Raw genomic sequence first — 22,298 nt, 5'->3', positions numbered from 1 at the left:
GGCGATTCCCTGCTGGCCGCCAAGGCGGCCGAATAATTGACGTCTGGGTCAAATATTAGGGGGTTAGTGCCCGAAGGGAAAGCATTGCATCAGGATAATCACAGGAAAACAGCAGCTAATCCTGCCGGTCACCCGTAAGTGATGGCAAAATCAGCCGCCGTTGAATCAATCAGCGACGCGGGTCGTTATCGTTTTGCGGGTAAGGTTTACCATGGCCATTGTCCTTACCACGGTCATTGTCACGACCGCCGTTATCATGATGGTTGCCATTGTCACGGTGGTCGCCGTCGTTACGATTATCGCGTTCACCGTGGAACGGGTTACCGCCCCGGTCAGGGCCACGATGATCGTAACCACGCGGCGGCGAGGATTGCCAGCGGCCACCATCCCAATACATACCCCGATTGTTACGCTCCCCCATGCCACGCCCCTGGTGCTCATGCCACCACTGCGGCGGACGCCAGTCATAACCATCCCAATAGTAACCCCGACGGTCCTGATCCCCCAGATGCACCGCCACTCCCGGCACGTTGATATCGATAGAGACATCCGCCTGCGCAGCCACCGGCAGCAACAGCGGTAAACACACCAGCAACAGGATCTTTTTCATTGTACGCTCCGACTTTATTTTCTTGCTGAGTGGGTTATATCAGTGTGCTTATTTTGCGCCTATCTCACCAACGCCTATTTTCGGATCGTTTTCATCTCCCTTACACATTCCATACTTTTTATTTTTTTGAATAAAACAGTCGCTAACAACCTTTAACGAATAGCTAAAAAACCGAATGCCGTACGCTATTTATAAGCACTGTAGTACTGAGCACGGCGCTAAGCGCCTGCTGCTTCGGGCCTCACGGTGGGGGTCATCGTGGCGGTAGCGGACCGGGGCACGACTACAATCACTATTAATCTCCAGGGGCTTCGGCCCCTGCTTTATTTCCACTCAATCAGAATGTAAAATACATATAAGAATAATCCGCAATAAATATATTATTTAAATGTGAAGGGCCGGTGTCAATTTTATTGGGTAGGCGTTTTTATTTTATATAGTCTAAGAATAAACCGAAAACTCCCTCTAAAAAGAAAAAGGCCGCTAAAGCGGCCTTTTTTGGTTTCACGCAACTTACTCTTTCGGGCTTGCGTTCTCTACCCGACTTTTCAGTTTTTGCCCTGGACGGAAAGTGACCACGCGACGCGCCGTAATCGGAATGTCTTCGCCGGTCTTCGGGTTACGCCCCGGACGTTGGTTCTTGTCACGCAAATCAAAATTGCCAAAACCTGACAGTTTAACCTGCTCACCGTTTTCAAGAGCACGACGAACCTCTTCGAAAAACAGTTCTACCAGGTCTTTGGCATCCCGTTTGCTAAGCCCAAGCTTTTCAAACAGGTGTTCTGACATTTCAGCTTTAGTAAGCGCCATAGGTTCAATCCCTCAAGGATGCTTGGAATCGCTGTTTTAGAGCCTCTACACATTTTGCAACGGTAACGGCTATCTCCTCTTCTTCCAGTGTACGAGCGGTATCCTGCAATACCAGACTGATAGCCAGGCTCTTATAACCCTCTGCCACGCCCTTGCCACGGTACACATCAAACAAGTTTACGCCAACTACCTGATTTGCGCCAACTTTCTTACACTCTGCCAAAATATCTTCTGCGGGGACGTTTTCAGCCACCACAACGGCGATATCACGGCGGTTTGCCGGGAAGCGAGAAATCTCCCGCGCCTGAGGTACGGCGCGGCTTGCGACCTTGTCCCACTCCAGTTCAAACACCACTGTGCGGCCGTTAAGATCCAGTTTACGTTCAAGTTCCGGATGAACCACACCGATGAAACCTACACGTTCACCCTGGAAATAAATCGCTGCGCTCTGCCCTGGGTGCAGGGCCGGATTAGCCTCTGCCTTGAACTGAATTTCGGATAATTTACCGGTCAGCTCCAGGACAGACTCCAGATCCCCTTTTAAATCATAGAAGTCGACTGGCTTACGCGCCAGATCCCAATGTTCTTCATGCGTATGGCCCGCAATCACCCCTGCCAGCATGACATCCTGACGGATACCCAGATTTGCCGCAGTATCAGGGACAAAGCGCAGGCCGCTTTCAAACAGGCGCAGACGCGTCTGCTGGCGATTCTGGTTATAAACCACCGCGGACAACAAGCCGGTCCACAGCGACAAACGCATGGCGGACATCTCTACCGAGATTGGGCTTGGCAGGATCAGAACTTCTTCGCCCGGGTGCAGCAAGGCCTGTACTTTAGGATCAACGAAACTGTAGGTGATCGCTTCCTGGTAACCGTGATCGACCAGCATGGTCTTCACGCGTTTCAGGGTCAGATCTGCTTCGCGATGCTTGGTCATGATCAGGTCAGCGCGGACCGGCACGTCAGGAATGTTGTTGTAGCCGTAAACACGCGCCACTTCTTCCACCAGGTCTTCTTCGATTTCCATATCGAAACGCCAGCTCGGCGCAACCGCCAGCCAGTTATCGCCCTGCTCGGTCACCTGGCAACCCAGACGACGCAAAATGTCACTGACCTGCTCGCTTGGCACCACATGGCCAATCAGGCGATCGAGCTTTTCACGACGTAAGGTAATGGTAGCGCGCTTCGGCAACTCACTTTCGGTGGTCACATCGATAACCGGACCGGCCTGGCCGCCACAGATATCAATCAACAGGCGAGTCGCACGCTCCATCGCTTTGTACTGCAACGCCGGATCAACACCGCGCTCGTAACGATGGGAAGCATCAGTGTGCAGACCCTGACGGCGTGCGCGGCCGGTAATGGCCAGCGGGTTGAAGAACGCACATTCCAGCAGCACGTCCTGGGTGGATTCATTCACCCCTGAGTGTTCACCACCGAAGATGCCACCCATCGCCAGAGCTTTCTGGTGATCGGCAATCACTAAGGTATCGGCATTCAGTTTGGCTTCGGTACCGTCCAGCAGCGTCAGAGGCTCCCCAACGTTGGCCATACGCACCACGATACCGCCTTCGATGCGGCTCAGGTCGAAGGCATGCATTGGCTGCCCCAGTTCCAACAGCACGTAGTTGGTAACGTCCACCACCGCATCTATAGAACGAATGCCGCAGCGACGCAGCTTCTCACGCATCCACAACGGGCTGGCAGCCTTGACGTCGATGCCTTTTACTACGCGGCCAAGGTAACGCGGACACGCCTGTGGCGCATCTACGCGGATCGGCAGCGTATCGTTAATGGTGGCAGCAACCGGGCTCATGTCCGGTTCGGTCAGGGCAACCTGGTTCAGCACCCCAACGTCACGCGCCACGCCAATAATGCCCAGGCAATCGGCGCGGTTCGGCGTTACGCTGATTTCGATCGCGTTGTCATCCAGCTTCAGATATTCACGGATATCGGTGCCAATCGGTGCGTCTTCCGGCAACTCAATGATACCGTCGTGATCGTCAGTAATACCCAGCTCGGAGAACGAGCACAGCATCCCTTCCGAAGGCTCACCGCGCAGTTTGGCGGCTTTGATTTTGAAATCGCCCGGCAGCACCGCGCCCACGGTAGCAACGGCCACTTTCAGACCGGTACGGCAGTTTGGTGCACCACAGACGATATCCAGTAAGCGATCGCCGCCCACGTTGATCCTGGTCACGCGCAGTTTGTCTGCGTTCGGATGCTGACCGCACTCAACCACATGGCCCACGACGACGCCATTAAAGGCACCGGCTACCGGCTCCACGCCGTCCACTTCCAGGCCGGCCATGGTAATTTGATCGGATAATGCTTCGCTGCTGATGGCCGGGTTTACCCACTCGCGCAACCAGAGTTCACTGAATTTCATGTAATATTCCCGCCTTACTTAAACTGTTTGAGGAAGCGCAGATCGTTTTCGAAGAACGCACGCAGGTCGGTAACGCCGTAACGCAGCATCGTCAGACGCTCCATACCCATACCGAAAGCGAAGCCGGAGTAAACTTCCGGATCGATACCCACGTTGCGCAGCACGTTCGGGTGAACCATGCCGCAGCCCAGAACTTCCAGCCACTTGCCGTTTTTACCCATCACATCCACTTCAGCGGAAGGTTCGGTAAACGGGAAATAAGAAGGACGGAAACGAACCTGCAAATCTTCTTCAAAGAAGTTATTCAGGAAATCATGCAGCGTGCCCTTCAGGTTGGTGAAGCTGATGTCCTTGTCGACAATCAGGCCTTCCATCTGATGGAACATCGGAGTATGCGTCTGATCGTAGTCATTACGGTAAACACGACCCGGCGCAATAATGCGGATTGGCGGCTGCTGCTCCTTCATGGTGCGGATCTGCACGCCAGAAGTTTGAGTACGCAGTAAACGCGTAGCATCGAACCAGAAGGTATCGTGATCGGCACGCGCCGGGTGGTGGCCCGGAATATTCAGCGCGTCGAAGTTATGATAGTCATCTTCAATCTCAGGCCCGGTCTCTACGGAGAAGCCCAGTTCGCCGAAGAAGGCTTCAATTCGGTCGATGGTGCGGGTTACCGGATGCAGCCCACCGTTTTCCATACGACGGCCCGGCAAAGAAACGTCGATGGTTTCTGCCGCCAGACGCTCATTCAACGCAGCAGATTCCAGCGCATTCTTACGCGCGTTCAGCGCTTCCTGTACCGCCTGCTTTGCCTGGTTGATCACCGCTCCGGCCGCCGGGCGATCTTCTGCCGGCACGTCACGCAGCGATTGCATCTGTAAGGTAAAATGGCCTTTCTTGCCTAAATATTCGACGCGTACCAAATCTAACGCGGCAACATCCTGGGCATCTTCTACGGCTGCCTTGGCATTGGCAACCAGCTCTGCGAGATGTGGCATTGCTTTCCTCTTCCTCTGGCCGATATGGCTCTAAGTAATTGTTATCTATTATTCGAACACGCCTTTGGCTCAACTCCAAAGCATTTTAAGTTATAGCCCGGCAATGACTTGAGATGGCCAAAAACAAAAAAGCCTCCACAGGGGAGGCTTAGGCGCTACTTTTCGTTTCTTCTCTTACGCGCAAAGCCTCCTGAAATCAGGCGCTAAAGTAAAAAAAGAAACGAAAAATAACAGAGTTCATGATTGCGTTACCTTGTCGATGATTGCCCACCAGCGATACGGCGGCGGTCAATAAAAGCCAGTATTTGTAGCTGAAAAACAAAGATTAAAGAGGGAGCAAGCCCCCTCTTTAATAACTGACTTACGCCAGTGCTGCTTTCGCTTTCTCGACCAGTGCGCCAAAGGCCACTTTGTCGAAGACTGCGATGTCAGCCAGGATCTTACGGTCAATTTCAATAGAAGCTTTTTTCAAGCCGTTAATGAATTTGCTGTAAGACAGGCCGTTCACACGAGCAGCTGCGTTGATACGTGCAATCCACAGCTGACGGAACTGACGCTTACGTTGACGACGGTCACGGTAAGCATACTGACCTGCTTTGATTACTGCCTGGAAGGCAACACGATAAACGCGCGAACGGGCACCGTAGTAACCTTTCGCTTGTTTTAAAATTTTCTTGTGACGTGCGCGTGCAATTACACCACGTTTTACGCGAGCCATATGCTCTCTCCTAAAGTCTTATTCTAGATTCAAAAAAAATGGCTTATGCGTACGGCAGGCACGCAACAACCAGGACCATATCGTTTTTAGACACCATGCCTTTCGGACGCAGGTGACGTTTACGCTTGGTTGCTTTTTTGGTCAGAATATGACGCAGGTTAGCATGCTTACGCTTAAAACCACCGCTGCCGGTTTTTTTGAAGCGTTTGGCTGCACCACGTACAGTTTTAATCTTTGGCATTTTAATTAAATCCACTTCGCATTGTTAAACAACGAATCAGTTAGGCGAATAAAACCCACACAACGCAAGCGCTGCGTGAGTTTTATTACTTGGAGGCCTTACTGCCTCTTCTTCGGTGCGAGCACCATGATCATCTGACGGCCTTCGATCCTCGTAGGGAAGGATTCGACAATGGCCAAATCAGAATCTTCACACAGGTCTTTACGGACGCGGTTAAGCACTTCCATGCCGATCTGTTGGTGCGCCATCTCACGCCCACGGAAACGCAGGGTGATTTTGGCTTTATCGCCATCTTCAAGAAAGCGAATCAGGTTGCGTAGTTTTACCTGATAGTCGCCATCATCGGTACCAGGACGGAATTTGATTTCCTTGACCTGAATAACTTTTTGCTTCTTCTTCTGTTCTTTTGTCGACTTGCTCTTCTCGTAGAGGAATTTGCCGTAATCCATGATTCGACAAACTGGCGGTTCGGCATTTGGGCTGATTTCTACTAAATCAACGCCCGCTTCCTCAGCTTTTTCAAGAGCTTCATTCAGACTGACAATACCAATCTGCTCGCCATCGACGCCGGTTAGGCGAACTTCTTGCGCGCGAATTTCTCTGTTAATGCGATTAGGACGCGCCGGTTGAACTCGTTTTCCGCCTTTAATACTTTATTCCTCCAGTTGATGAAGACTACGGCTGCGAATCTCTTTTAGCAGCTTGTCTACGACTTCATTTACGTCCAGGCTTCCCAGGTCTTTGCCACGGCGGGTACGAACGGCAACTTTGCCTGATTCGACCTCTTTATCACCGCACACCAACATGTAAGGAACCCGTCGTAAAGTATGTTCGCGAATTTTAAAGCCAATCTTCTCATTTCTCAAGTCCGCTTTAACGCGAATACCTGCGTCCTGCAATTTTTTGGTCAATTGCTGGACATAATCAGACTGGCTGTCGGTGATATTCATCACCACCACCTGTACCGGAGCAATCCAGGTTGGGTAGAACCCTGCGTATTCTTCGGTAAGGATACCGATGAAACGCTCCATGGAGCCCAAAATAGCACGGTGAATCATTACCGGGACCACGCGATCGTTGTTTTCGCCAACATACGATGCGCCTAAACGGCCCGGTAAGAAGAAATCGAGCTGCACGGTACCACATTGCCATGCACGATCCAAACAATCATGCAGAGTAAATTCAATTTTTGGTCCGTAGAAGGCACCCTCACCCGGCTGATATTCAAACGGAATCCCGTTTTCAGTCAGCGCAGCGGCCAGATCTTCTTCCGCACGGGTCCACATATCGTCAGTACCAATGCGCTTCTCAGGACGGGTAGAAAGTTTTACCGCAATCTTGTCGAAGCCAAAGGTGCCGTACACATCATAGACCATTCTGATGCATTCGTTCACTTCGGCACGCACCTGCTCTTCAGTACAGAAGATATGGGCGTCATCCTGGGTGAAACCACGCACGCGCATCAGGCCATGCAGAGAACCCGAAGGCTCGTTACGATGGCAACTGCCGAATTCGCCCATACGCAGCGGCAAATCGCGGTAAGACTTCAGGCCCTGATTGAAGATCTGCACGTGACCCGGGCAGTTCATCGGCTTGATGCAATACTCGCGGTTTTCCGACGAGGTGGTGAACATGGCGTCTTTATAGTTTTCCCAGTGGCCGGTTTTTTCCCACAGCACACGGTCCATCATAAATGGCCCTTTCACTTCCTGATACTGGTATTCCTTGAGCTTCATACGCACAAAGGCTTCCAGCTCGCGGAAAATAGTCCAGCCATCGTTGTGCCAGAACACCATGCCCGGCGCTTCTTCCTGCATATGGTACAGGTCGAGCTGCTTACCGATCTTGCGGTGGTCACGCTTGGCGGCTTCTTCCAGACGCTGCAGGTAGGCATTCAGCTGTTTCTTGTCTGCCCAGGCAGTACCGTAGATGCGTTGCAGCATTTTATTTTTGCTGTCGCCACGCCAGTAAGCGCCCGAAGTTTTCTGCAGTTTGAAATGATGACAGAAACGCATGTTCGGCACGTGCGGCCCACGGCACATGTCGACATATTCTTCATGGTGATACAGGCCAGGACGGTCGTCATGGCTGATGTTCTCATCCAGAATTGCCACTTTGTAGTCTTCACCACGCGCAGCAAAGGTATCGCGAGCTTCTTGCCAGCTAACCTTTTTCTTGATGACGTCATAATCTTTGTCGGCCAACTCATGCATCCGCTTTTCCAGCAGATCCAGGTCTTCCTGTGTCAGGGTACGGTCAATATCAACGTCATAATAGAAACCATTGTCGATCACTGGACCGATCGCCATTTTGGTGTCTGGCCACAGTTGTTTGATCGCATGACCCAGCAGGTGCGCACAGGAGTGGCGCATGATTTCCAGGCCTTCGGCGTCCTTGATGGTGATGATCGCCAGTTGCGCATCTGATTCGATCAGATCGCCGGCATCAACCAGTTCACCGTTTACACGGCCGGCAATACAGGCTTTCGCCAGGCCAGGGCCGATATCAAGGGCAACATCGAGGGGGGAAACAGGGTTTGCGAAATGACGCTGACTGCCGTCAGGAAGAGTAATAACAGGCATTAATAATTCCTTATCTACAGTGGTGACCCTCACGACAGATCACATGCAGTACGAAAATTGGGTTGGGATTTAGTCAGTTAGGTTTCAGATCTCGCCCACAATTGCCAGATTGATACCTAACCGGGTACACAGAATGGAAAGCATACCTTCACAGCCAAATTGGCTAAGTGGATACTATCACTAAAATTGTTCCGGATAAATAAACTGCAATTCAGATCCAATCAGCGAATTGCCACAGTCCGCGACGATAAATAGTCTTTCAGGTAACTCAGGGTGGCAATCAGGCACAGGGAATACCCCAGGACTTCACAGCCCTCCTCTACCATATTCTTCACCACCCGGTTGTAACCATCGAGCATCAATGTCTGCCACAGTAAACTTATGCCGAACAGCCGTGAAAACACCAAGATACACAGCAGGCCGGCACACATCATGCCGTAGCTCGGGTGCGTCACAAAATGCGCCAGCCCCTGCAATGTGGCTGCGATATGACGTGATGCATACCCCAAACAAATCAGTGCAACCGCCACAGCAAACCAGATCCAGGAGCCATGCCAAAGCGTATCAAAGGCAAAATCCATCTCTCGAATCAGCATGCACAGAAAGAACCCCCCGACCAACATCCATGCTGGCCGATAAACAGCATCCCTGTATGCCACAATGAAAAAACAGGATGCTATGGCGGCAAGAATCAACTCCTGAGCTATTTCAGTTAACGAGGTTTCATAAACAAAATTATGCAACCAATGCACGTCGATAAAAATCAGGCCCACCAAGCCAGCCAGTAGCAGGCTGCAAAGCAGAAAGTGGCTTGCTTTTCCCAGTAAAATTTGCAGATTATGTTTCATAGTCACTCTCGTTATTATTTAAAGCGCGCCTATGGTATTTGTCTGTACCTGGGGATCGTGGCAATTAATGCGAAATAGAAGCAACTCGGGGAAAATTTGCGGTAAAAGTGCCATAAAAAACAAAAAAAACCACAAAACACCCTATGACAGTGCAGGAAATCACCGTGTCGGAACAAGATAAAAAGAGCATCGAGGTATTTCCCACTGAAAAATCAGCTATGGCGCACCTCATCCGCTCCCGCTATTCTGATGCCACTAACGGCAGAGTTGAGACAGCATCCCGCATCATGAATCGGTTATTGAAGTTACTCGTTGGCGTCTGCATCGTGCTGGTGGCTATTTTTGCATTGTTACACCTGGGGGCAGACCGCCGCCCAAGAGCCATTGCGGTAAACGAACCGCCCATCGAGTGTGAAGATACGCAGGAGATAACCAGCGATTGTGTGAATGACGATGATGCCAACACTGACGTGCTGCCCGAGCTGACCCCCTCCAGCACTCAGGGATAATGAGCTGCAAATACCATTCCTCTATATTTACAGCTCGCTTCCCTGGCGTTGCCGCTGAGCGTGCGGCAAGTTAGGGTATGACTTTATGCTGCGTCACAACATTCACTGAAAACAGGAAGTCTGACCCATGACGAGTATTCTGCAGTTATTCCAGGCCATTGGGCTGGGTTTGGTGCTACTGCTGCCCCTGGCCAACCCACTCACCACGGTCGCGCTGTTGCTCGGTCTTTCGGGCAATATGACGCGCGAAGAGCGCAACCAGCAATCGCTGATGGCATCGGTCTATGTGTTCTTTATCATGACGGTGGCGTTCTATGCCGGCCAGTTGGTCATGAACACCTTTGGCATCTCTATTCCCGGTTTGCGGATCGCCGGCGGGCTGATTGTGGCCTTTATTGGCTTTCGCATGCTGTTCCCGCAGCAAAGTGCGGACGAAGCTCCAGAGGTTGAGAGCAAAAGCAAAGAACTGCGCAAAAAAACCTCGGCCAATATCGCCTTTGTGCCACTGGCGATGCCCAGCACCGCCGGGCCGGGTACCATTGCGATGATCATCAGTTCGGCATCGAGCGTCAAAGAGAACACCCTGGGATTTGCACACTGGGTGCTGCTGGTTGCGCCAGTGGCCATCTTCCTGTCGGTAGCCCTGATTTTATGGGCTTGCCTGCGCAGCTCTGGCGCCATTATGAGGCTGGTGGGTCAAAGTGGCATTGAGGCGATCTCACGCCTGATGGGTTTCCTGCTGGTGTGTATGGGCGTGCAATTTATTATCAACGGCATATTGGAGATCATCTCCACCTATACCCCAGCCGTTGCCTGACCCATGAATACGGGCGCGACATGCGCCCGTTTCACTTACTTACCTGTTGGCGCCTGCGCGCCTAAAATACCATTGCCTTCCGGCACTTCGGTAAAACGACTGAGGATCTCGCTGTAGGTTTTCGCCGGATCCAAATCCTTGAACTGGTTCGGGTAGATAAACTTCGCCAAATACTCCAGCCCAACGATATTGTACGGGTGGTTATAGAAATTGTGATAGATGCCGTAGAAGCGACCGTCTTTTACCGCCGAAAGCTGGGCAAAGCCTGGGCGCTGTTTCATCCTGTTAAATGCAGCATCCACCTGCTGTTGCGTCACACCATAGCCAAAAGGCACCGCGGCGTTGGTTTTACTGGCCCACTGGGAACCGGAGACAATATACGCATCCGGCTTCATGCTGATCACTTTCTCAAGCGATACGTCGCCGGTCGCGCCCGGTAGCAGTGCAGAACCCACGTTGCGTGCGCCTACCGCTTCAATCATCCCACCCCAGCCGACGTGTGCATGGGTGAAACAGCAGGATTCCAGCCCGTTCAGGCCGGCTTTGGCTTCAATAAACACCAACGGCTTGGGTTCTACCGTTTTGGTTTTATCGAGGATGCTCTGATAGTGCTGCTGATAAAAGTCCGTGTACTGTTTCGCTTCACTTTCACGGTTTAGCGTTTCCCCCAGCAAGGTAATGCTTTTCGGGGTGTTCTCCACCGGTTTCAGCATGGTATCGATAAACAACACCGGGATATTCAGCGCTTGCAGCTTGTCGAGTACGCCAGTCTGGCTCAGAGAAGGTTTAGAGCGTAGCTGCGCCACCATCAGGTCAGGGTGTTTGGCGATAACGCTCTCCAGGTTAATCTCGCCCTTGTCGCTAAACCCCATATCGATAACGTTCTTGGCTTCTGGCCACTTGCTTTGCAGAATTTTCCAGGTTTCACCATCGCTCTTCTTCAGCAGGTTGTTCCACGCCACCAGCCGGGTAAAGGGATCGGCACGGTCAAGCAAGGCCAACGTCAGAATATCGCGCCCATCCTGCACCACAATGCGTTTCGGCTCTTGTTTAATAGTCAGGGTTTGACCAGAGGTATCGGTCAGGGTGAGCGGATAAGTGGTCGCCATCACCTGTGTAGAAAAGGCGCAGGCGAAAGCCAGCAAGGTTATTCGACGGTACACGTAACACTCCTTAGCGTGGGAAATTAATCCAGAAATAATAATGAGAATTGCTCCCATTATCAAAGAGAACGCCGGGCGTGTTTTCGGTTAATTGAAAAGAGATGTGAACAGCAACAAGGTGGTGCGCCGGAACCGGCGCACCAGTCAGGTTAAATCAGGCCGTAAATCAGCGCCGACAGCGCAATCAGCCCCATCACCAGCACAAATACATTGCTCAGCGCGCGGTAACGACGCATGGCGGGTACCCTACGCACCGCATACATCGGCAAAATAAACAGGATTGCCGCGATCAGCGGGCCGCTGATGGTTTCAATAATATGCAACGCACTCGGGTTCCAGACCGTCGCCGCCCAGGTCAGCAGGAACAGCAACACGGCAGAAATACGGTGTGTAATACGTGAGCTTAGCGGTTTACCGACCGCGCGCGTCAGGCCGTCAATCAGGCTGGTCGCTCCTTCGGTCACCCCCAATGAGGTGCCCAGATAGGACTTGGCCATCGCCAGCATCGCCATCATCGGCCCCAAATAAGCGATCAACGGGTTGGAAAATTTGTTCGCCAGCGTGGTCAGCACGGTAATGTTTTGATCTTTCGCCTGCTGCATATCCTCGTGGGACAGGCTCAGCACGCAACTGAAGACAAAGAACAATACGGTGACGCAGATCAGCACGTAGCTGTAGCGCATAATTCGCGCGCAGCGGCGTTCAGCCAGTTCGCCATACAGGCTCTTTTGGGTCGAAGCGAAGGACGAAATAATCGGCGCATGGCTAAAGGAAAACACCATCACCGGCACCGCCAACCACAACGAATGCCACAGGTCCGGGCTACTGAACTGAGTGTTGGCCAGGCCACTGACAAAGTTGGCGGTTTGCCAGGTCGGCATCAGGTACAGCGAAATACCCATCAAAAATACCAGCAACGGGAATACCAGCATGCCCATCGCCGAAACAATGGCATCTTTACCGCGCAGCAGCACCAGGTTCAGCACCACTACCACCGCCAGGCTCAGCCAGATACGCGGTAGCGGCGTCAGGTGAAACTGATGAGTCAGGAAACTGTCCAGCGCGTTGGTGATCGAAATGCTGTACACCAGCACGATCGGGAAGAACGCCATCAGGTACAGCACCATGATGATTTTACCGGCCAGCACGCCAAAGTGCTCAACCACCACATCATGGATATTGCCGTCACGGCTGGAGCCGGAAAGCACAAAGCGGCTCAGTGCGCGATGCGGTAAATAAGTCAGAGGGAAGGCAAACACGGCCATCAGCAACAGCACCAGTGGGCCGTTTAAGCCGGCATTGATCGGCAGAAACAACGTACCTGCCCCCACCGCAGTGGCGTAGAGACCAAACATCCAGACGGTGTCCGTCTTGTTCCATTTGCCCGGCTGGGCGGAAGCCAGCGTGCCTGAATCGGGAGAAATCGTACTCATAGGAAAGCTTACCTTAATCTGCAGCGACAACGATTGCGCCTAACGGGATATCCTTCTCCGCGAATTTTTAATAATAATCAGTTATTTAACTCAGAATTTCATTCTTATGCCTGGTAAAAGGACGGCAAAGGATAATTAAAAACGTTGCCCAGGTCTATCTTTCACTGGTTGAGTGGCTGTTTCGCGAACAATAATCGCTGTGAAAATCGGCTGAGAAGCACAAAAAACCAGGGCCTCGAATGAGGCCCTGGGAGGATGACTTACTTGTTGGCGTCCGGATGTTCCGGCACCGCGGCGCTGCCCATGTCCTTCTGGTCTTTACGCACGCTGGCCACGTCTGAGGCGCTGACCGGCTTGGCGCTGTTACCCCAGCTTGAGCGAATGAAGTTAACCACTTCCGCTACCTGCTGATCGTTCAGGCGCCAGCCAAACGGTGGCATGGTGATGTTGGATACCGCTCCCTTCACCGCCGGCGTGGTGTTACCGGTCAGCACGATGTGGATCAATGAGGTCGCATCTTCGGTCTGCACCACCGGGTTGCCCTTCAGCGCCGGGAAGGCACGCTTGTAGCCCACGCCATCGGTACGGTGGCAGGCAGCACAGTTATCGACGTACAGCGCCGCTCCGGGCTTGCTGTCGTCACCGCGCCACAGATCCTTGGCTACGCTGTCCTCTACCGGTGCGGCCTGTTGTTTGCCGTCTTTCGGCGGCAGCGTTTTCAGGTAGCGCGAAATTGCCGTCAGATCCTCATCGCTGAGATACTGCAGGCTATGCTCAACCACGTCGCTCATGCCGCCAAACACGATGGACTTATCGTTACGCCCGGTTTTCAGGAACTCGGTCAGTTCGGCCTCGCTCCAGGTTCCCAGCCCATCCTTGTTGTCACCGCGCAGGCTGGATGCCACCCAACCGTCGATCGGCGCATTGCTGCCGGACAGGTAGTTGTCGCCGTCGTTATTGCTCAGCGCTTTTTCCTGCATGGTAATGCTACGTGGCGTATGGCAGGCACCACAGTGGCCCAACCCTTCCACCAGATAGCGGCCCCGTTCAATCACCGGATCGGCCTTGGTGTCCGCCACAAAGTCCGCCGGTGATGGCGCAAACATGCCGCGCCAGATGCTCAGCGGCCAGCGCATTGACAGCGGCCAGGGGATGTCGGAATCCTTGTTGGCCTGCTCTACCGCCGGTACGCCGTGCATGAAGTAGGCATACATGGCACGCATGTCGTCCTCTTTCACCAGCGCAAACGACGGATACGGCATCGCCGGGTACAGGGTGCTGCCGTTTTTGGCGACGCCCTTGCGTACCGCGTTGTCGAAGTCTTCGAAGCTGTAATCACCGATGCCGGTTTTCTTGTCCGGCGAGATATTGGTGGAGTAAATGGTGCCGATCGGCGTTTCCATCGCCAGACCACCGGCAAACTCTTTACCGCTTTTGCCGTTGGTATGGCAGGCCACACAGTCACCGGCACGCGCCAGATACTCGCCGCGTTTGATCAACTCGCTGCTGACCGTGGCGTCCTGCGCCCAGACGGAGAAACTCAGTGCACTGAGAACCAGTGCGGGAACAAATGCTTTCATCAGTCGCCGTCCTTATGCCTGCACCAAAGGGCCTGGGTTTTTCAGATACTGCTCGCGAATAGCGCGTGCAGACCAGTAAGCCAACGCGGCCACGGTGCCGGTCGGGTTGTAACCCAGCCCCTGCGGGAAGGCCGACGCGCCGATCGAGAATACGTTATGCACGTCCCAGCTCTGCAGATAGCGGTTCACCGCGCTGGTGTTCGGATCTTCGCCCATCACCGCACCGCCGTTCATATGGGTGGTTTGGTAGCTGGTGGTATCGAAATGGCTGTCGGCATTTTTTGGGCTGCCGGAGATCAGTTTCGGGTTCATGGCCTTGGCGATCGGCGCCATTTTCTCGTACATAAATTGCGACATCTTGACGTCGTTTTCCTGCCAGTCGAACGTCATGCGCAGCAGCGGCTGGCCGAACACGTTCTTATAGGTAGGATCGAGATCCAGATAGTTGCTGCGATAAGACTGGTGCGCGCCGTGGGCATCCATCGAGACATGATGGGTATAGGCATCTGCCACCGCCGCTTTCCACTTACTGCCCCAGGTCGGGGTACCCGGAGGGGTTGGCAAGCCGGAGATCGGTTTGGTGCCCGCCTGGTTGACCCAGAACGGCGAACCGCCAACAAAGCCTGCCTCGGCATGGTCAAAGTTGTCGGCGTTGAAGTCGTCCACACCCACACCGTTACCGCCGGCGCCGATGAACGGGTTAGTGAACACGTCCTTGTCGAAGAACGCCTTGATGGTGGTCATGTTCTGATAGGCGAAGTTACGCCCAACCACCCCTTCGCCGGTCACCGGATCGTAAGGTTTGCCGATGCCGGACAGCAGCATCAGGTGAACATTGTGGAACTGGAACGCGCCCAGGATCACCAGTTCGGCCGGCTGTTCGACTTCACGGCCCTGCGCATCAATGTAATTCACACCGGTCGCACGAGACTTGTCGGCGGTCAGGTTCACTTTCAACACGTTGGCGTTGGTGCGCAGCTCGAAGCGTTTTTCCATGCGCAATGCCGGCAGAATATTGACGTTCGGCGAGGCTTTGGAATACATATAGCAGGCGTAACCGCTACAGAAACCGCAGAAGTTGCACGGCCCCATCTGCGCGCCATACGGGTTGGTATAGGAATCAGAGGTGTTGGCAGAAGGCAGGTTATAAGGATGGTATCCCACGTCTCGCGCGGCTTTCTCGAACATCTGGGCGGAGAAAGTATTTTTCTGCGCCGGCAACGGGAAGTCATCGGAACGGTCACCGGCAAACGGGTTACCGCCCTTTTGGCCCACTTTCTGGCCTTTGATGGTCCAGGCGGTGCCGGAAGTGCCGAACACTTTCTCCGCTTTGTCGAAGAACGGCTCCAGCTCGGCGTAGCTGACACCGAAATCCTGAATGGTCATGTCTTTCGGGATGAAACTCTTGCCGTAACGTTCTTCGTAGTGACTGCGCATGCGCAATTCAATCGGATCGACCCGGAAATGCACGCCAGACCAGTGCAGGCCTGCACCACCCACGCCGGTACCCGGCAAGAACGCCGCCAACTGACGGTAAGGCACCGCCGTCTGGCTGGTATTATGACGAATGGTCACGGTGCTTTTTGACAAATCCTGGAACAGTTTGCGGCGAATGTTATAGGTCAGTTCGTCGATCACCTGCGGGTAGGAGCCGTCCGGATAGGTATCGCGCATCGGGCCGCGTTCCAGCGCCACCACGTTCAGCCCGGCCTCGGTCAATTCTTTGGCCATAATAGCGCCCACCCAGCCGAAGCCGACGATCACCGCGTCTACTTTTTTCATTACCGTTGCCATTGTTACCCCCTCTCCCCACGAATTGATACCGGGGGTAAGGGATAACGTTCCCCTCGCTCAACCCAGTCCATAAAGTCGGCGCGTGCGCCCGGAAAATTAATCAGCTTCCAACCGACCATGTCTTTATTACCGCCATGGATCGGGTCGCTGAAGAAACCTTCGCGGGTGTTTTGCAGCAGGTAGGAGAAGAACAGTTTGGCAGGCAACTGCGCGAATTCCGCTTCGCCGGACTCAAATTTCTGCAACAGCGCGTCCTGCTGTGCGACGTCCAGCTCGGCAAAAGGTTTACCGGCGGTTTTCTTGCAGTAGGCATCGGCATCGGCGATACCCAGGTTGTAGATCTGTTTCGGCACCAGCGGCAGTTGGTAACCCATTTCCTTCGGGACATCCGGGTTAAACGGCCCCTGCATATACCAGATGGATCCGGTCGCGTACGGAGTGTTCATCTGACGATCGATAAACTCCGGCACGCCGGCTTCCAGCGCGCCTGGGCCACGATCGTCGGCCGGGATCAGGCGTGCCACAGCCGCCTTGACGAAGGCCCACTCTTCCGGGGTAAAGAAGGTAGGCTGGTAGTCGCTTGGTTTTGGGGTGTCTGTTGCCGCGACCGCCGGTATTGAGGCTGTCAGCGCGCTAACGCCACTGCCGCCAATCACCGCTGCGGGGATTAAAGTCATCGATTTCAACAGGAAATCGCGCCGTGAATTGTTAGTTTTATCGTCCGACATATCACATTCCATCCAAAGATAATCACAACTATTTAACCTCAACCTTGCGGTCGATGCGGGTTTTAAACATAAATTGTTACTTATTTGTATATTTATTGAAGCCCAAAATGTGACCAAACGCCACGATGTTACCGGTAACTTATTGAATGAACGTAAAGATTTGCGGGTTAATGTAAAATTAACTATTCGTGCGGTTTTTTAGGTAACAGGATGGGAAATAACGAAAAATGAGAAGTGCATCGCGATTTTACCTCGCGCCAATAAAAAAACCGGCCCCATTAAGAGGCCGGTTTAGCAAAGAAATCTGAACTAGGGTGACATTGCCTGGTAGGCGGTGGTCACCTTCCATAAATAGCGCGGCGCCTGCGGGGCCGGATGCTTTTTCTGGATATGCTGATAGAACTCATCCGGGCTCATCTGATTGATACGATTCACCGCTACGCGCTTGTCCGATGAGAAGGTCCGTAGCATGGCGCCCGCTCCATTCACATAAGAAACAATGGTGGCGTAACGTAACGTCTGTGGATCGTTGATCCCGGCTAGCTGCTGGCTTTGAAGAATATTGATATAGGCCGTTCCCAGATCAATATTAACCGCCGGATCCTTCAACTCACGCGAGCTTGGCTGCCCGCTTCTTCCTTTCAGACGATAGGCGTCACGCCCGGCGGTTGAAGGTTTCAGCTGCATTAATCCCACTGCGTTTGAGGTGCTGACTGCATTCGGGTTAAACCCGGATTCCACCTGAATAATCGCTTTAATCAGCGTTTCGTCAACGCCATAGCTGTTAGCGGCCTGACGAATGTAATCGTTATAGGCTATCGGTGTCCCTGTACGGTTAACCGGAGCCTGCGGGGGAGTCTTTAACCAACCGCCACGCGATGTGCCACTGCCTGAAATATTGGTTGCTGTTTGCGGGTCTTTGGCACAACCCGACAAAAGCAAAATTGCCGTCAGGCAACCTATTTTTGTTTTCACAGAATCCCTCACTCCTTTCAATGAGTTGCGTAGCATATACAACTTGTAAGGACGCCTGTACGCTTTTTTTGGTCTAATCTCAAGCTACTCGTATACCAAGAGGTGATTTATGAGTCAATCTGCAACAACGTGTTTTGTGGTGACTTTTCGCTATCAGGAAGAAGGATTAGCTGATTTGGCCAAGCTGACAGGACAATTAACCCTTCAGGGATTTGTCACGTCGGTGGCAGACGAAAATGGCGTTCCGCACGAACTGGGCAGCAACAGTTTTGCGCTGATAACCCCACTGGATCAACAGGATGTGCAACTACTGGCACAGAAGCTTGGGCAGGTCGCGTTGGGTAAGACTCCGGAGGTCGATATTGTCACCTACGACGATTACGCTAAGCGGTTACATACTGATACATAAAATGCTATAACTCACCGGGTGGTATTATTTTTTCCATTGAGTAAATAACCGGCAGTCAGCCGGCAGGTGACGCTTGACTTTGCTCTAGTTGATATTGATAATCATTTTCATTTGAGCCAGGAGATGTCACCATGTTTATGAAACAACGCGCTTTTCCCCGCCTATCCATTATTAAGCCCTGCAGCCTTTTCCGCCCTGTCGCCCTGCTGTGCCTGTTACTGACTGCCGGCCTCGCCAGCCAGGCCGCATTGGCAGAAAAAAAACTGCGCGTTGTAACCACCTTTACCATTATTCAGGATATCGCCCAGAACGTGGCCGGTGACGCCGCCGTGGTAGAGTCGATCACCAAACCGGGCGCAGAAATCCACGATTACCAACCGACGCCGCGCGATATCGTCAAGGCGCAGCACGCCGACCTGATCCTGTGGAACGGCATGAATCTGGAACGCTGGTTCCAGCGCTTCTTCGAGAACATCAAACAGGTGCCGGCTGCGGTCGTCACCGAAGGCATCACCCCGCTGCCGATCCGCGAAGGGCCGTATAACGGCAATGCAAATCCTCACGCCTGGATGTCCGCCAGCAACGCGCTGGTGTATATCGAGAATATTCGTAAGGCGCTGGTGCAACACGACCCGGCCAACGCAGAAACCTATAACCGCAATGCCAAGGCCTATGCCGCCAAAATTGCCGCGTTGGACGCACCGCTGCGCGAACGTCTGGCACGCATCCCGGCAGCCCAGCGTTGGTTGGTGACCAGTGAAGGTGCCTTCAGCTATCTGGCAAAAGACTATCAGTTGAAAGAAGTGTATCTGTGGCCAATCAACGCCGATGAGCAAGGCTCACCGCAGCAGGTTCGCCGGGTGATCGACGCCGTGCGCGCCAACCACATCCCGGTGGTATTCAGCGAAAGCACCATTTCCGACAAACCTGCCAAACAGGTCGCCAAAGAGACCGGTGCAAAATACGGCGGCGTACTCTATGTCGATTCACTGTCTGCTCAGGGTGGCCCGGTGCCGACTTATATTGACCTGCTCAATATCACCGTACAAACCATTGCCAAAGGATTTGATCAATGACCACCGAGGTTTTTGTCCGCCCTGAATTGAGCGTGGACGACGTTACCGTCACTTACAACAACGGCCATACCGCGATCCACAACGCCAGTTTCACCCTGAGTGGCGGTGCCATCTGCGCGCTGGTTGGCGTCAACGGCAGCGGTAAGTCAACCCTGTTTAAAAGCATTATGGGGCTGGTCAGGCCCACCAGCGGCCGCGTACAGCTCAACGAACAGCCGGTCGCGCAGGCGCTGAAGAAAAACGTGATTGCCTATGTCCCGCAAACCGAAGAGGTTGACTGGAATTTCCCGGTGTTGGTGGAAGACGTGGTGATGATGGGCCGCTACGGCAAGATGAACTTCCTGCGTATTCCTTCCAAGGAAGACCGGTTGCGGGTCGATAAGGCGCTGGAGCGCGTTGGCCTGAGCGAACTGCGCTCTCGCCAGATTGGTGAGCTTTCCGGCGGGCAGAAAAAACGCGTCTTTCTGGCGCGGGCGCTGGCTCAGCAAGGCACGGTGCTGCTGCTGGACGAGCCCTTTACCGGCGTCGACGTCAAAACCGAGAATGCCATTATTGATCTACTGCGCGCGTTGCGCGATGAAGGCCACCTGATCCTGGTTTCCACCCATAACCTGGGCAGCGTGCCGGAGTTTTGCGATCGGGTGATCCTGATTAACCGCACGGTGCTGGCCGCGGGGCCGACCGAAACCACCTTTACCCAGAGCAACCTGGAACAGGCCTTCGGCGGCGTACTGCGCCATATCAACCTGTCCGGCCCGGATCTGCACGACGACAACGATCCGCGCACCCTGACGGTGTTGACCGATGACGAGCGCCCGGCGGTGTTCTACGGCCATACCAAGAGTGACCCGCCTGCGCAAAGCCAGCCAAAGGAGAAACAACCCTGATGCTGGAACTTCTGCTGCAACCCTTCAGTTACAACTACATGGTCAAGGCCATCTGGGTCAGCGCCATCGTCGGCGCCGCCTGTGCGTTCCTGTCGGCTTACCTGATGCTGAAAGGCTGGTCGCTGATGGGCGACGCGTTGTCGCACTCGGTGGTGCCTGGGGTCGCGGGTGCCTATGCGCTGGGCCTGCCCTACGCCGCGGGTGCCTTCTTTACCGGCATGCTGGCCGCGCTGGCGATGACGCTGGTGCGCCACGTCACTCGCCTGCGTGAAGACGCGATTATCGGCTTTATCTTTTCCACCTTCTTCGCCGTCGGCCTGCTGATCGTTTCGCTCAACCCAACCTCGGTTAACGTGCAGTCGATTATCTTCGGCAATATTCTCGGCATCGCCGACGAAGACGTGTTGCAGGTCGAGATTATCATCGGCGTATCGCTGCTGATCCTGTGCCTGGTGTGGAAAGATCTGCTGGCGGTGTTCTTTGACGAAAACCACGCGGTGTCGATCGGCCTGTCGCCGCTGCGGCTGAAGATCCTGTTCTTCACCCTGCTCAGCGCCTGCACCGTGGCGGCATTACAAACCGTCGGTGCGATTTTGGTGATCGCCATGGTCATCACGCCGGGGGCAACCGCCTATCTGCTGACCGACCGTTTCAGTCGGTTGGTGATCATTGCCATCGTGATCGGCGCATTAACCAGCAGCTTCGGGGCCTACCTGAGCTTCTTCCTCGACGGCGCGACCGGTGGGGTGATCGTGACCCTGCAGACGCTGGTGTTCCTGGCCGCCTTTTTCTTCGCCCCGAAACACGGCCTGCTGGCATCCAAACGCCGCGTGGCGCGTGAACAGACCGGAGGCCACTGATGGAAACTCTGTATCAACTGCTCAGCGAACCGTTCGCCTATCCGTTTATGCAGCGGGCGATCCTGGCCGCTATCGTCACTGGCGTAGTCTGTGCGGTACTGTCCTGTTATCTGGTGCTCAAGGGCTGGTCGCTGATGGGCGATGCCATTTCGCATGCGGTGCTGCCCGGCATCGTGCTGGCGTTCGTGCTCGGTATCCCGGTGGTGATCGGCGCGTTTTTCTCCGGTATTTTCTGCGCGGTCGCCACCGGATATCTGAAAGAAAACAGCCGGGTGAAAGAGGATACGGTGATGGGCATCGTGTTCTCTGGCATGTTCGCCTTCGGGCTGGTGTTGTTTTCGCGCGTCGATACCGATCAGCATCTGAGCCACATTCTGTTCGGCAATATGCTGGGCATTACCGATGCCGAACTGAAACAGACGCTGTTGATGGCCGGTATTACCCTGTTGGTGGTGCTGCTAAAGCGCAAAGATCTGATGCTCTACTGTTTCGATCCCAACCATGCCAGGGTGATTGGTCTGCCGGTGAAGCTGTTGCACTACGGGTTACTGTGCCTGCTGGCGCTGACCATTGTCGCTTCGCTGCAGGCGGTGGGGGTGATTCTGGTAATTGCGATGCTGATCGCTCCAGGGATTATTGCCTTTATGCTGTGCCGCAGCTTTGATCGCATGTTGATGGTCGCCACGGTGGTTTCGGTGTTCTCCTGCGTGCTCGGCACCTTGATCAGCTTCCACATCGACGGCGCTACCGGCCCCTGCATTGTGATCGTACAGGCGATTCTGTTTGTGGTCGCCCTGCTCTACAGCAAGTTCAGGCCGTTACAACGTCACGATAACGATTTGCTCAACGCCAAGTCCTGAAACAGGCG

The 22,298-nt window shown here is 53.7% G+C and carries 23 protein-coding genes and 1 other annotated feature; of the genes, 7 read left to right on the top strand and 16 right to left on the bottom strand.

All coding sequences use genetic code 11. The features are described 5' to 3' along the window. Nucleotides 1-169 precede the first annotated feature (169 nt). The 10 genes from ACNT1W_RS13010 to ACNT1W_RS12965 all read right to left on the bottom strand — a co-directional run bounded on the left by ACNT1W_RS13010 (nt 170) and on the right by ACNT1W_RS12965 (nt 9,199). Entirely contained in the window at nt 170-610 is a 441-nt protein-coding gene (locus tag ACNT1W_RS13010) for a DUF2502 domain-containing protein (protein WP_419245676.1), read from the bottom strand. A gap of 513 nt (nt 611-1,123) precedes the next feature. Further along, entirely contained in the window at nt 1,124-1,420 is a 297-nt protein-coding gene (ihfA, locus tag ACNT1W_RS13005; RefSeq protein ID WP_004943604.1) for an integration host factor subunit alpha, read from the bottom strand. A 4-nt stretch (nt 1,421-1,424) separates the two neighbouring features. Then, complete coding sequence (gene pheT / locus ACNT1W_RS13000) at nt 1,425-3,812, bottom strand: phenylalanine--tRNA ligase subunit beta (protein ID WP_419245675.1); 2,388 nt, start codon at nt 3,810-3,812, stop codon at nt 1,425-1,427. Between the two features lie 14 nt (nt 3,813-3,826). Continuing rightward, complete coding sequence (pheS, locus tag ACNT1W_RS12995; protein ID WP_012144881.1) at nt 3,827-4,810, bottom strand: phenylalanine--tRNA ligase subunit alpha; 984 nt, start codon at nt 4,808-4,810, stop codon at nt 3,827-3,829. A gap of 122 nt (nt 4,811-4,932) precedes the next feature. Next, nucleotides 4,933-5,055, bottom strand: a sequence feature (Phe leader region). Further along, a complete protein-coding gene (gene pheM, locus ACNT1W_RS12990; RefSeq protein WP_197724622.1) occupies nt 5,007-5,051 on the bottom strand; it encodes a pheST operon leader peptide PheM in 45 nt (14 codons plus the stop codon). (Overlaps the previous feature by 45 nt.) A 116-nt stretch (nt 5,056-5,171) precedes the next feature. Continuing rightward, a complete protein-coding gene (rplT, locus tag ACNT1W_RS12985; RefSeq protein WP_004943595.1) occupies nt 5,172-5,528 on the bottom strand; it encodes a 50S ribosomal protein L20 in 357 nt (118 codons plus the stop codon). 43 nt (nt 5,529-5,571) lie between these two features. Beyond that, nucleotides 5,572-5,769 carry a 50S ribosomal protein L35 gene (gene rpmI / locus ACNT1W_RS12980; protein ID WP_004943591.1) on the bottom strand — a complete coding sequence of 66 codons (198 nt, stop codon included), beginning with the start codon at nt 5,767-5,769 and terminating at the stop codon, nt 5,572-5,574. Between the two features lie 98 nt (nt 5,770-5,867). Further along, entirely contained in the window at nt 5,868-6,419 is a 552-nt protein-coding gene (infC, locus tag ACNT1W_RS12975; RefSeq protein WP_013812633.1) for a translation initiation factor IF-3, read from the bottom strand. A gap of 3 nt (nt 6,420-6,422) precedes the next feature. After that, on the bottom strand, nt 6,423-8,351 hold the full coding sequence (gene thrS / locus ACNT1W_RS12970) for a threonine--tRNA ligase (protein ID WP_261408036.1): 1,929 nt from the start codon (nt 8,349-8,351) through the stop codon (nt 6,423-6,425). 221 nt (nt 8,352-8,572) lie between these two features. Further along, entirely contained in the window at nt 8,573-9,199 is a 627-nt protein-coding gene (locus tag ACNT1W_RS12965; RefSeq protein ID WP_419245674.1) for a hypothetical protein, read from the bottom strand. Nucleotides 9,200-9,363: 164 nt separating this feature from the next. On the opposite strand from ACNT1W_RS12965, the gene ACNT1W_RS12960 reads away from it, so the two are divergent. Together ACNT1W_RS12960 and ACNT1W_RS12955 are read left to right on the top strand one after the other, a co-directional pair. Continuing rightward, on the top strand, nt 9,364-9,708 hold the full coding sequence (locus ACNT1W_RS12960; RefSeq protein WP_419245673.1) for a hypothetical protein: 345 nt from the start codon (nt 9,364-9,366) through the stop codon (nt 9,706-9,708). 127 nt (nt 9,709-9,835) lie between these two features. Continuing rightward, nucleotides 9,836-10,525, top strand: coding sequence for a MarC family NAAT transporter (locus ACNT1W_RS12955; RefSeq protein WP_012144877.1), 690 nt, complete (start codon nt 9,836-9,838; stop codon nt 10,523-10,525). 35 nt (nt 10,526-10,560) lie between these two features. Here the strand turns inward: ACNT1W_RS12955 and ACNT1W_RS12950 are convergent, their stop codons facing one another. The 6 genes from ACNT1W_RS12950 to ACNT1W_RS12925 form a co-directional block, all read right to left on the bottom strand. Then, the gene (locus ACNT1W_RS12950; RefSeq protein ID WP_419245672.1) at nt 10,561-11,688 is read right to left on the bottom strand and encodes an ABC transporter substrate-binding protein; all 1,128 of its coding nucleotides are present in this window, start codon (nt 11,686-11,688) and stop codon (nt 10,561-10,563) included. A gap of 149 nt (nt 11,689-11,837) precedes the next feature. Further along, entirely contained in the window at nt 11,838-13,121 is a 1,284-nt protein-coding gene (locus ACNT1W_RS12945) for a septum site-determining protein (RefSeq protein WP_012144875.1), read from the bottom strand. A 260-nt stretch (nt 13,122-13,381) separates the two neighbouring features. After that, nucleotides 13,382-14,701 (bottom strand): c-type cytochrome, encoded by a 1,320-nt coding sequence (locus ACNT1W_RS12940; RefSeq protein WP_167796641.1) that lies wholly within the window; start codon nt 14,699-14,701, stop codon nt 13,382-13,384. Between the two features lie 12 nt (nt 14,702-14,713). Further along, entirely contained in the window at nt 14,714-16,495 is a 1,782-nt protein-coding gene (locus ACNT1W_RS12935) for a GMC family oxidoreductase (RefSeq protein WP_026142344.1), read from the bottom strand. A gap of 2 nt (nt 16,496-16,497) precedes the next feature. After that, nucleotides 16,498-17,223 (bottom strand): gluconate 2-dehydrogenase subunit 3 family protein, encoded by a 726-nt coding sequence (locus tag ACNT1W_RS12930; RefSeq protein ID WP_041418546.1) that lies wholly within the window; start codon nt 17,221-17,223, stop codon nt 16,498-16,500. Between the two features lie 309 nt (nt 17,224-17,532). Beyond that, nucleotides 17,533-18,198, bottom strand: coding sequence for a transglycosylase SLT domain-containing protein (locus tag ACNT1W_RS12925; RefSeq protein ID WP_017892622.1), 666 nt, complete (start codon nt 18,196-18,198; stop codon nt 17,533-17,535). A 109-nt stretch (nt 18,199-18,307) separates the two neighbouring features. On the opposite strand from ACNT1W_RS12925, the gene ghoS reads away from it, so the two are divergent. The 5 genes from ghoS to ACNT1W_RS12900 all read left to right on the top strand — a co-directional run bounded on the left by ghoS (nt 18,308) and on the right by ACNT1W_RS12900 (nt 22,290). Beyond that, on the top strand, nt 18,308-18,607 hold the full coding sequence (gene ghoS, locus ACNT1W_RS12920) for a type V toxin-antitoxin system endoribonuclease antitoxin GhoS (RefSeq protein ID WP_012144870.1): 300 nt from the start codon (nt 18,308-18,310) through the stop codon (nt 18,605-18,607). A gap of 131 nt (nt 18,608-18,738) precedes the next feature. After that, nucleotides 18,739-19,683, top strand: coding sequence for a metal ABC transporter substrate-binding protein (locus tag ACNT1W_RS12915; protein WP_419245671.1), 945 nt, complete (start codon nt 18,739-18,741; stop codon nt 19,681-19,683). Beyond that, the gene (locus tag ACNT1W_RS12910) at nt 19,680-20,570 is read left to right on the top strand and encodes a manganese/iron ABC transporter ATP-binding protein (protein ID WP_017892620.1); all 891 of its coding nucleotides are present in this window, start codon (nt 19,680-19,682) and stop codon (nt 20,568-20,570) included. Before ACNT1W_RS12915 ends, ACNT1W_RS12910 begins: the two co-directional genes overlap by 4 nt. Then, nucleotides 20,570-21,430 carry an iron/manganese ABC transporter permease subunit YfeC gene (yfeC, locus tag ACNT1W_RS12905; RefSeq protein ID WP_012144867.1) on the top strand — a complete coding sequence of 287 codons (861 nt, stop codon included), beginning with the start codon at nt 20,570-20,572 and terminating at the stop codon, nt 21,428-21,430. The genes ACNT1W_RS12910 and yfeC overlap by 1 nt, the downstream gene beginning before the upstream one ends. Beyond that, entirely contained in the window at nt 21,430-22,290 is an 861-nt protein-coding gene (locus ACNT1W_RS12900; protein ID WP_012144866.1) for a metal ABC transporter permease, read from the top strand. Before yfeC ends, ACNT1W_RS12900 begins: the two co-directional genes overlap by 1 nt. Nucleotides 22,291-22,298 lie beyond the last annotated feature (8 nt).

The organism is Serratia sp. NFX21 (assembly GCF_048517035.1).
GTDB lineage: Bacteria > Pseudomonadota > Gammaproteobacteria > Enterobacterales > Enterobacteriaceae > Serratia > Serratia quinivorans.
The sequence above is the reverse complement of the archived record's forward strand: the minus strand, read 5'-3'. Positions and strand labels throughout refer to the sequence as shown.

Excerpts from the sequence above, each read along its gene's own strand:
- ACNT1W_RS13010 (WP_419245676.1), bottom strand. The coding sequence starts at position 610 with ATGAAAAAGATCCTGTTGCTGGTGTGTTTACCGCTGTTGCTGCCGGTG.
- ihfA (WP_004943604.1), bottom strand. The coding sequence starts at position 1,420 with ATGGCGCTTACTAAAGCTGAAATGTCAGAACACCTGTTTGAAAAGCTT.
- pheT (WP_419245675.1), bottom strand. The coding sequence starts at position 3,812 with ATGAAATTCAGTGAACTCTGGTTGCGCGAGTGGGTAAACCCGGCCATC.
- pheS (WP_012144881.1), bottom strand. The coding sequence starts at position 4,810 with ATGCCACATCTCGCAGAGCTGGTTGCCAATGCCAAGGCAGCCGTAGAA.
- rplT (WP_004943595.1), bottom strand. The coding sequence starts at position 5,528 with ATGGCTCGCGTAAAACGTGGTGTAATTGCACGCGCACGTCACAAGAAA.
- rpmI (WP_004943591.1), bottom strand. The coding sequence starts at position 5,769 with ATGCCAAAGATTAAAACTGTACGTGGTGCAGCCAAACGCTTCAAAAAA.
- thrS (WP_261408036.1), bottom strand. The coding sequence starts at position 8,351 with ATGCCTGTTATTACTCTTCCTGACGGCAGTCAGCGTCATTTCGCAAAC.
- ACNT1W_RS12965 (WP_419245674.1), bottom strand. The coding sequence starts at position 9,199 with ATGAAACATAATCTGCAAATTTTACTGGGAAAAGCAAGCCACTTTCTG.
- ACNT1W_RS12955 (WP_012144877.1), top strand. The coding sequence starts at position 9,836 with ATGACGAGTATTCTGCAGTTATTCCAGGCCATTGGGCTGGGTTTGGTG.
- ACNT1W_RS12945 (WP_012144875.1), bottom strand. The coding sequence starts at position 13,121 with ATGAGTACGATTTCTCCCGATTCAGGCACGCTGGCTTCCGCCCAGCCG.
- ACNT1W_RS12940 (WP_167796641.1), bottom strand. The coding sequence starts at position 14,701 with ATGAAAGCATTTGTTCCCGCACTGGTTCTCAGTGCACTGAGTTTCTCC.
- ACNT1W_RS12935 (WP_026142344.1), bottom strand. The coding sequence starts at position 16,495 with ATGGCAACGGTAATGAAAAAAGTAGACGCGGTGATCGTCGGCTTCGGC.
- ACNT1W_RS12930 (WP_041418546.1), bottom strand. The coding sequence starts at position 17,223 with ATGTCGGACGATAAAACTAACAATTCACGGCGCGATTTCCTGTTGAAA.
- ghoS (WP_012144870.1), top strand. The coding sequence starts at position 18,308 with ATGAGTCAATCTGCAACAACGTGTTTTGTGGTGACTTTTCGCTATCAG.
- ACNT1W_RS12915 (WP_419245671.1), top strand. The coding sequence starts at position 18,739 with ATGTTTATGAAACAACGCGCTTTTCCCCGCCTATCCATTATTAAGCCC.
- ACNT1W_RS12910 (WP_017892620.1), top strand. The coding sequence starts at position 19,680 with ATGACCACCGAGGTTTTTGTCCGCCCTGAATTGAGCGTGGACGACGTT.
- yfeC (WP_012144867.1), top strand. The coding sequence starts at position 20,570 with ATGCTGGAACTTCTGCTGCAACCCTTCAGTTACAACTACATGGTCAAG.
- ACNT1W_RS12900 (WP_012144866.1), top strand. The coding sequence starts at position 21,430 with ATGGAAACTCTGTATCAACTGCTCAGCGAACCGTTCGCCTATCCGTTT.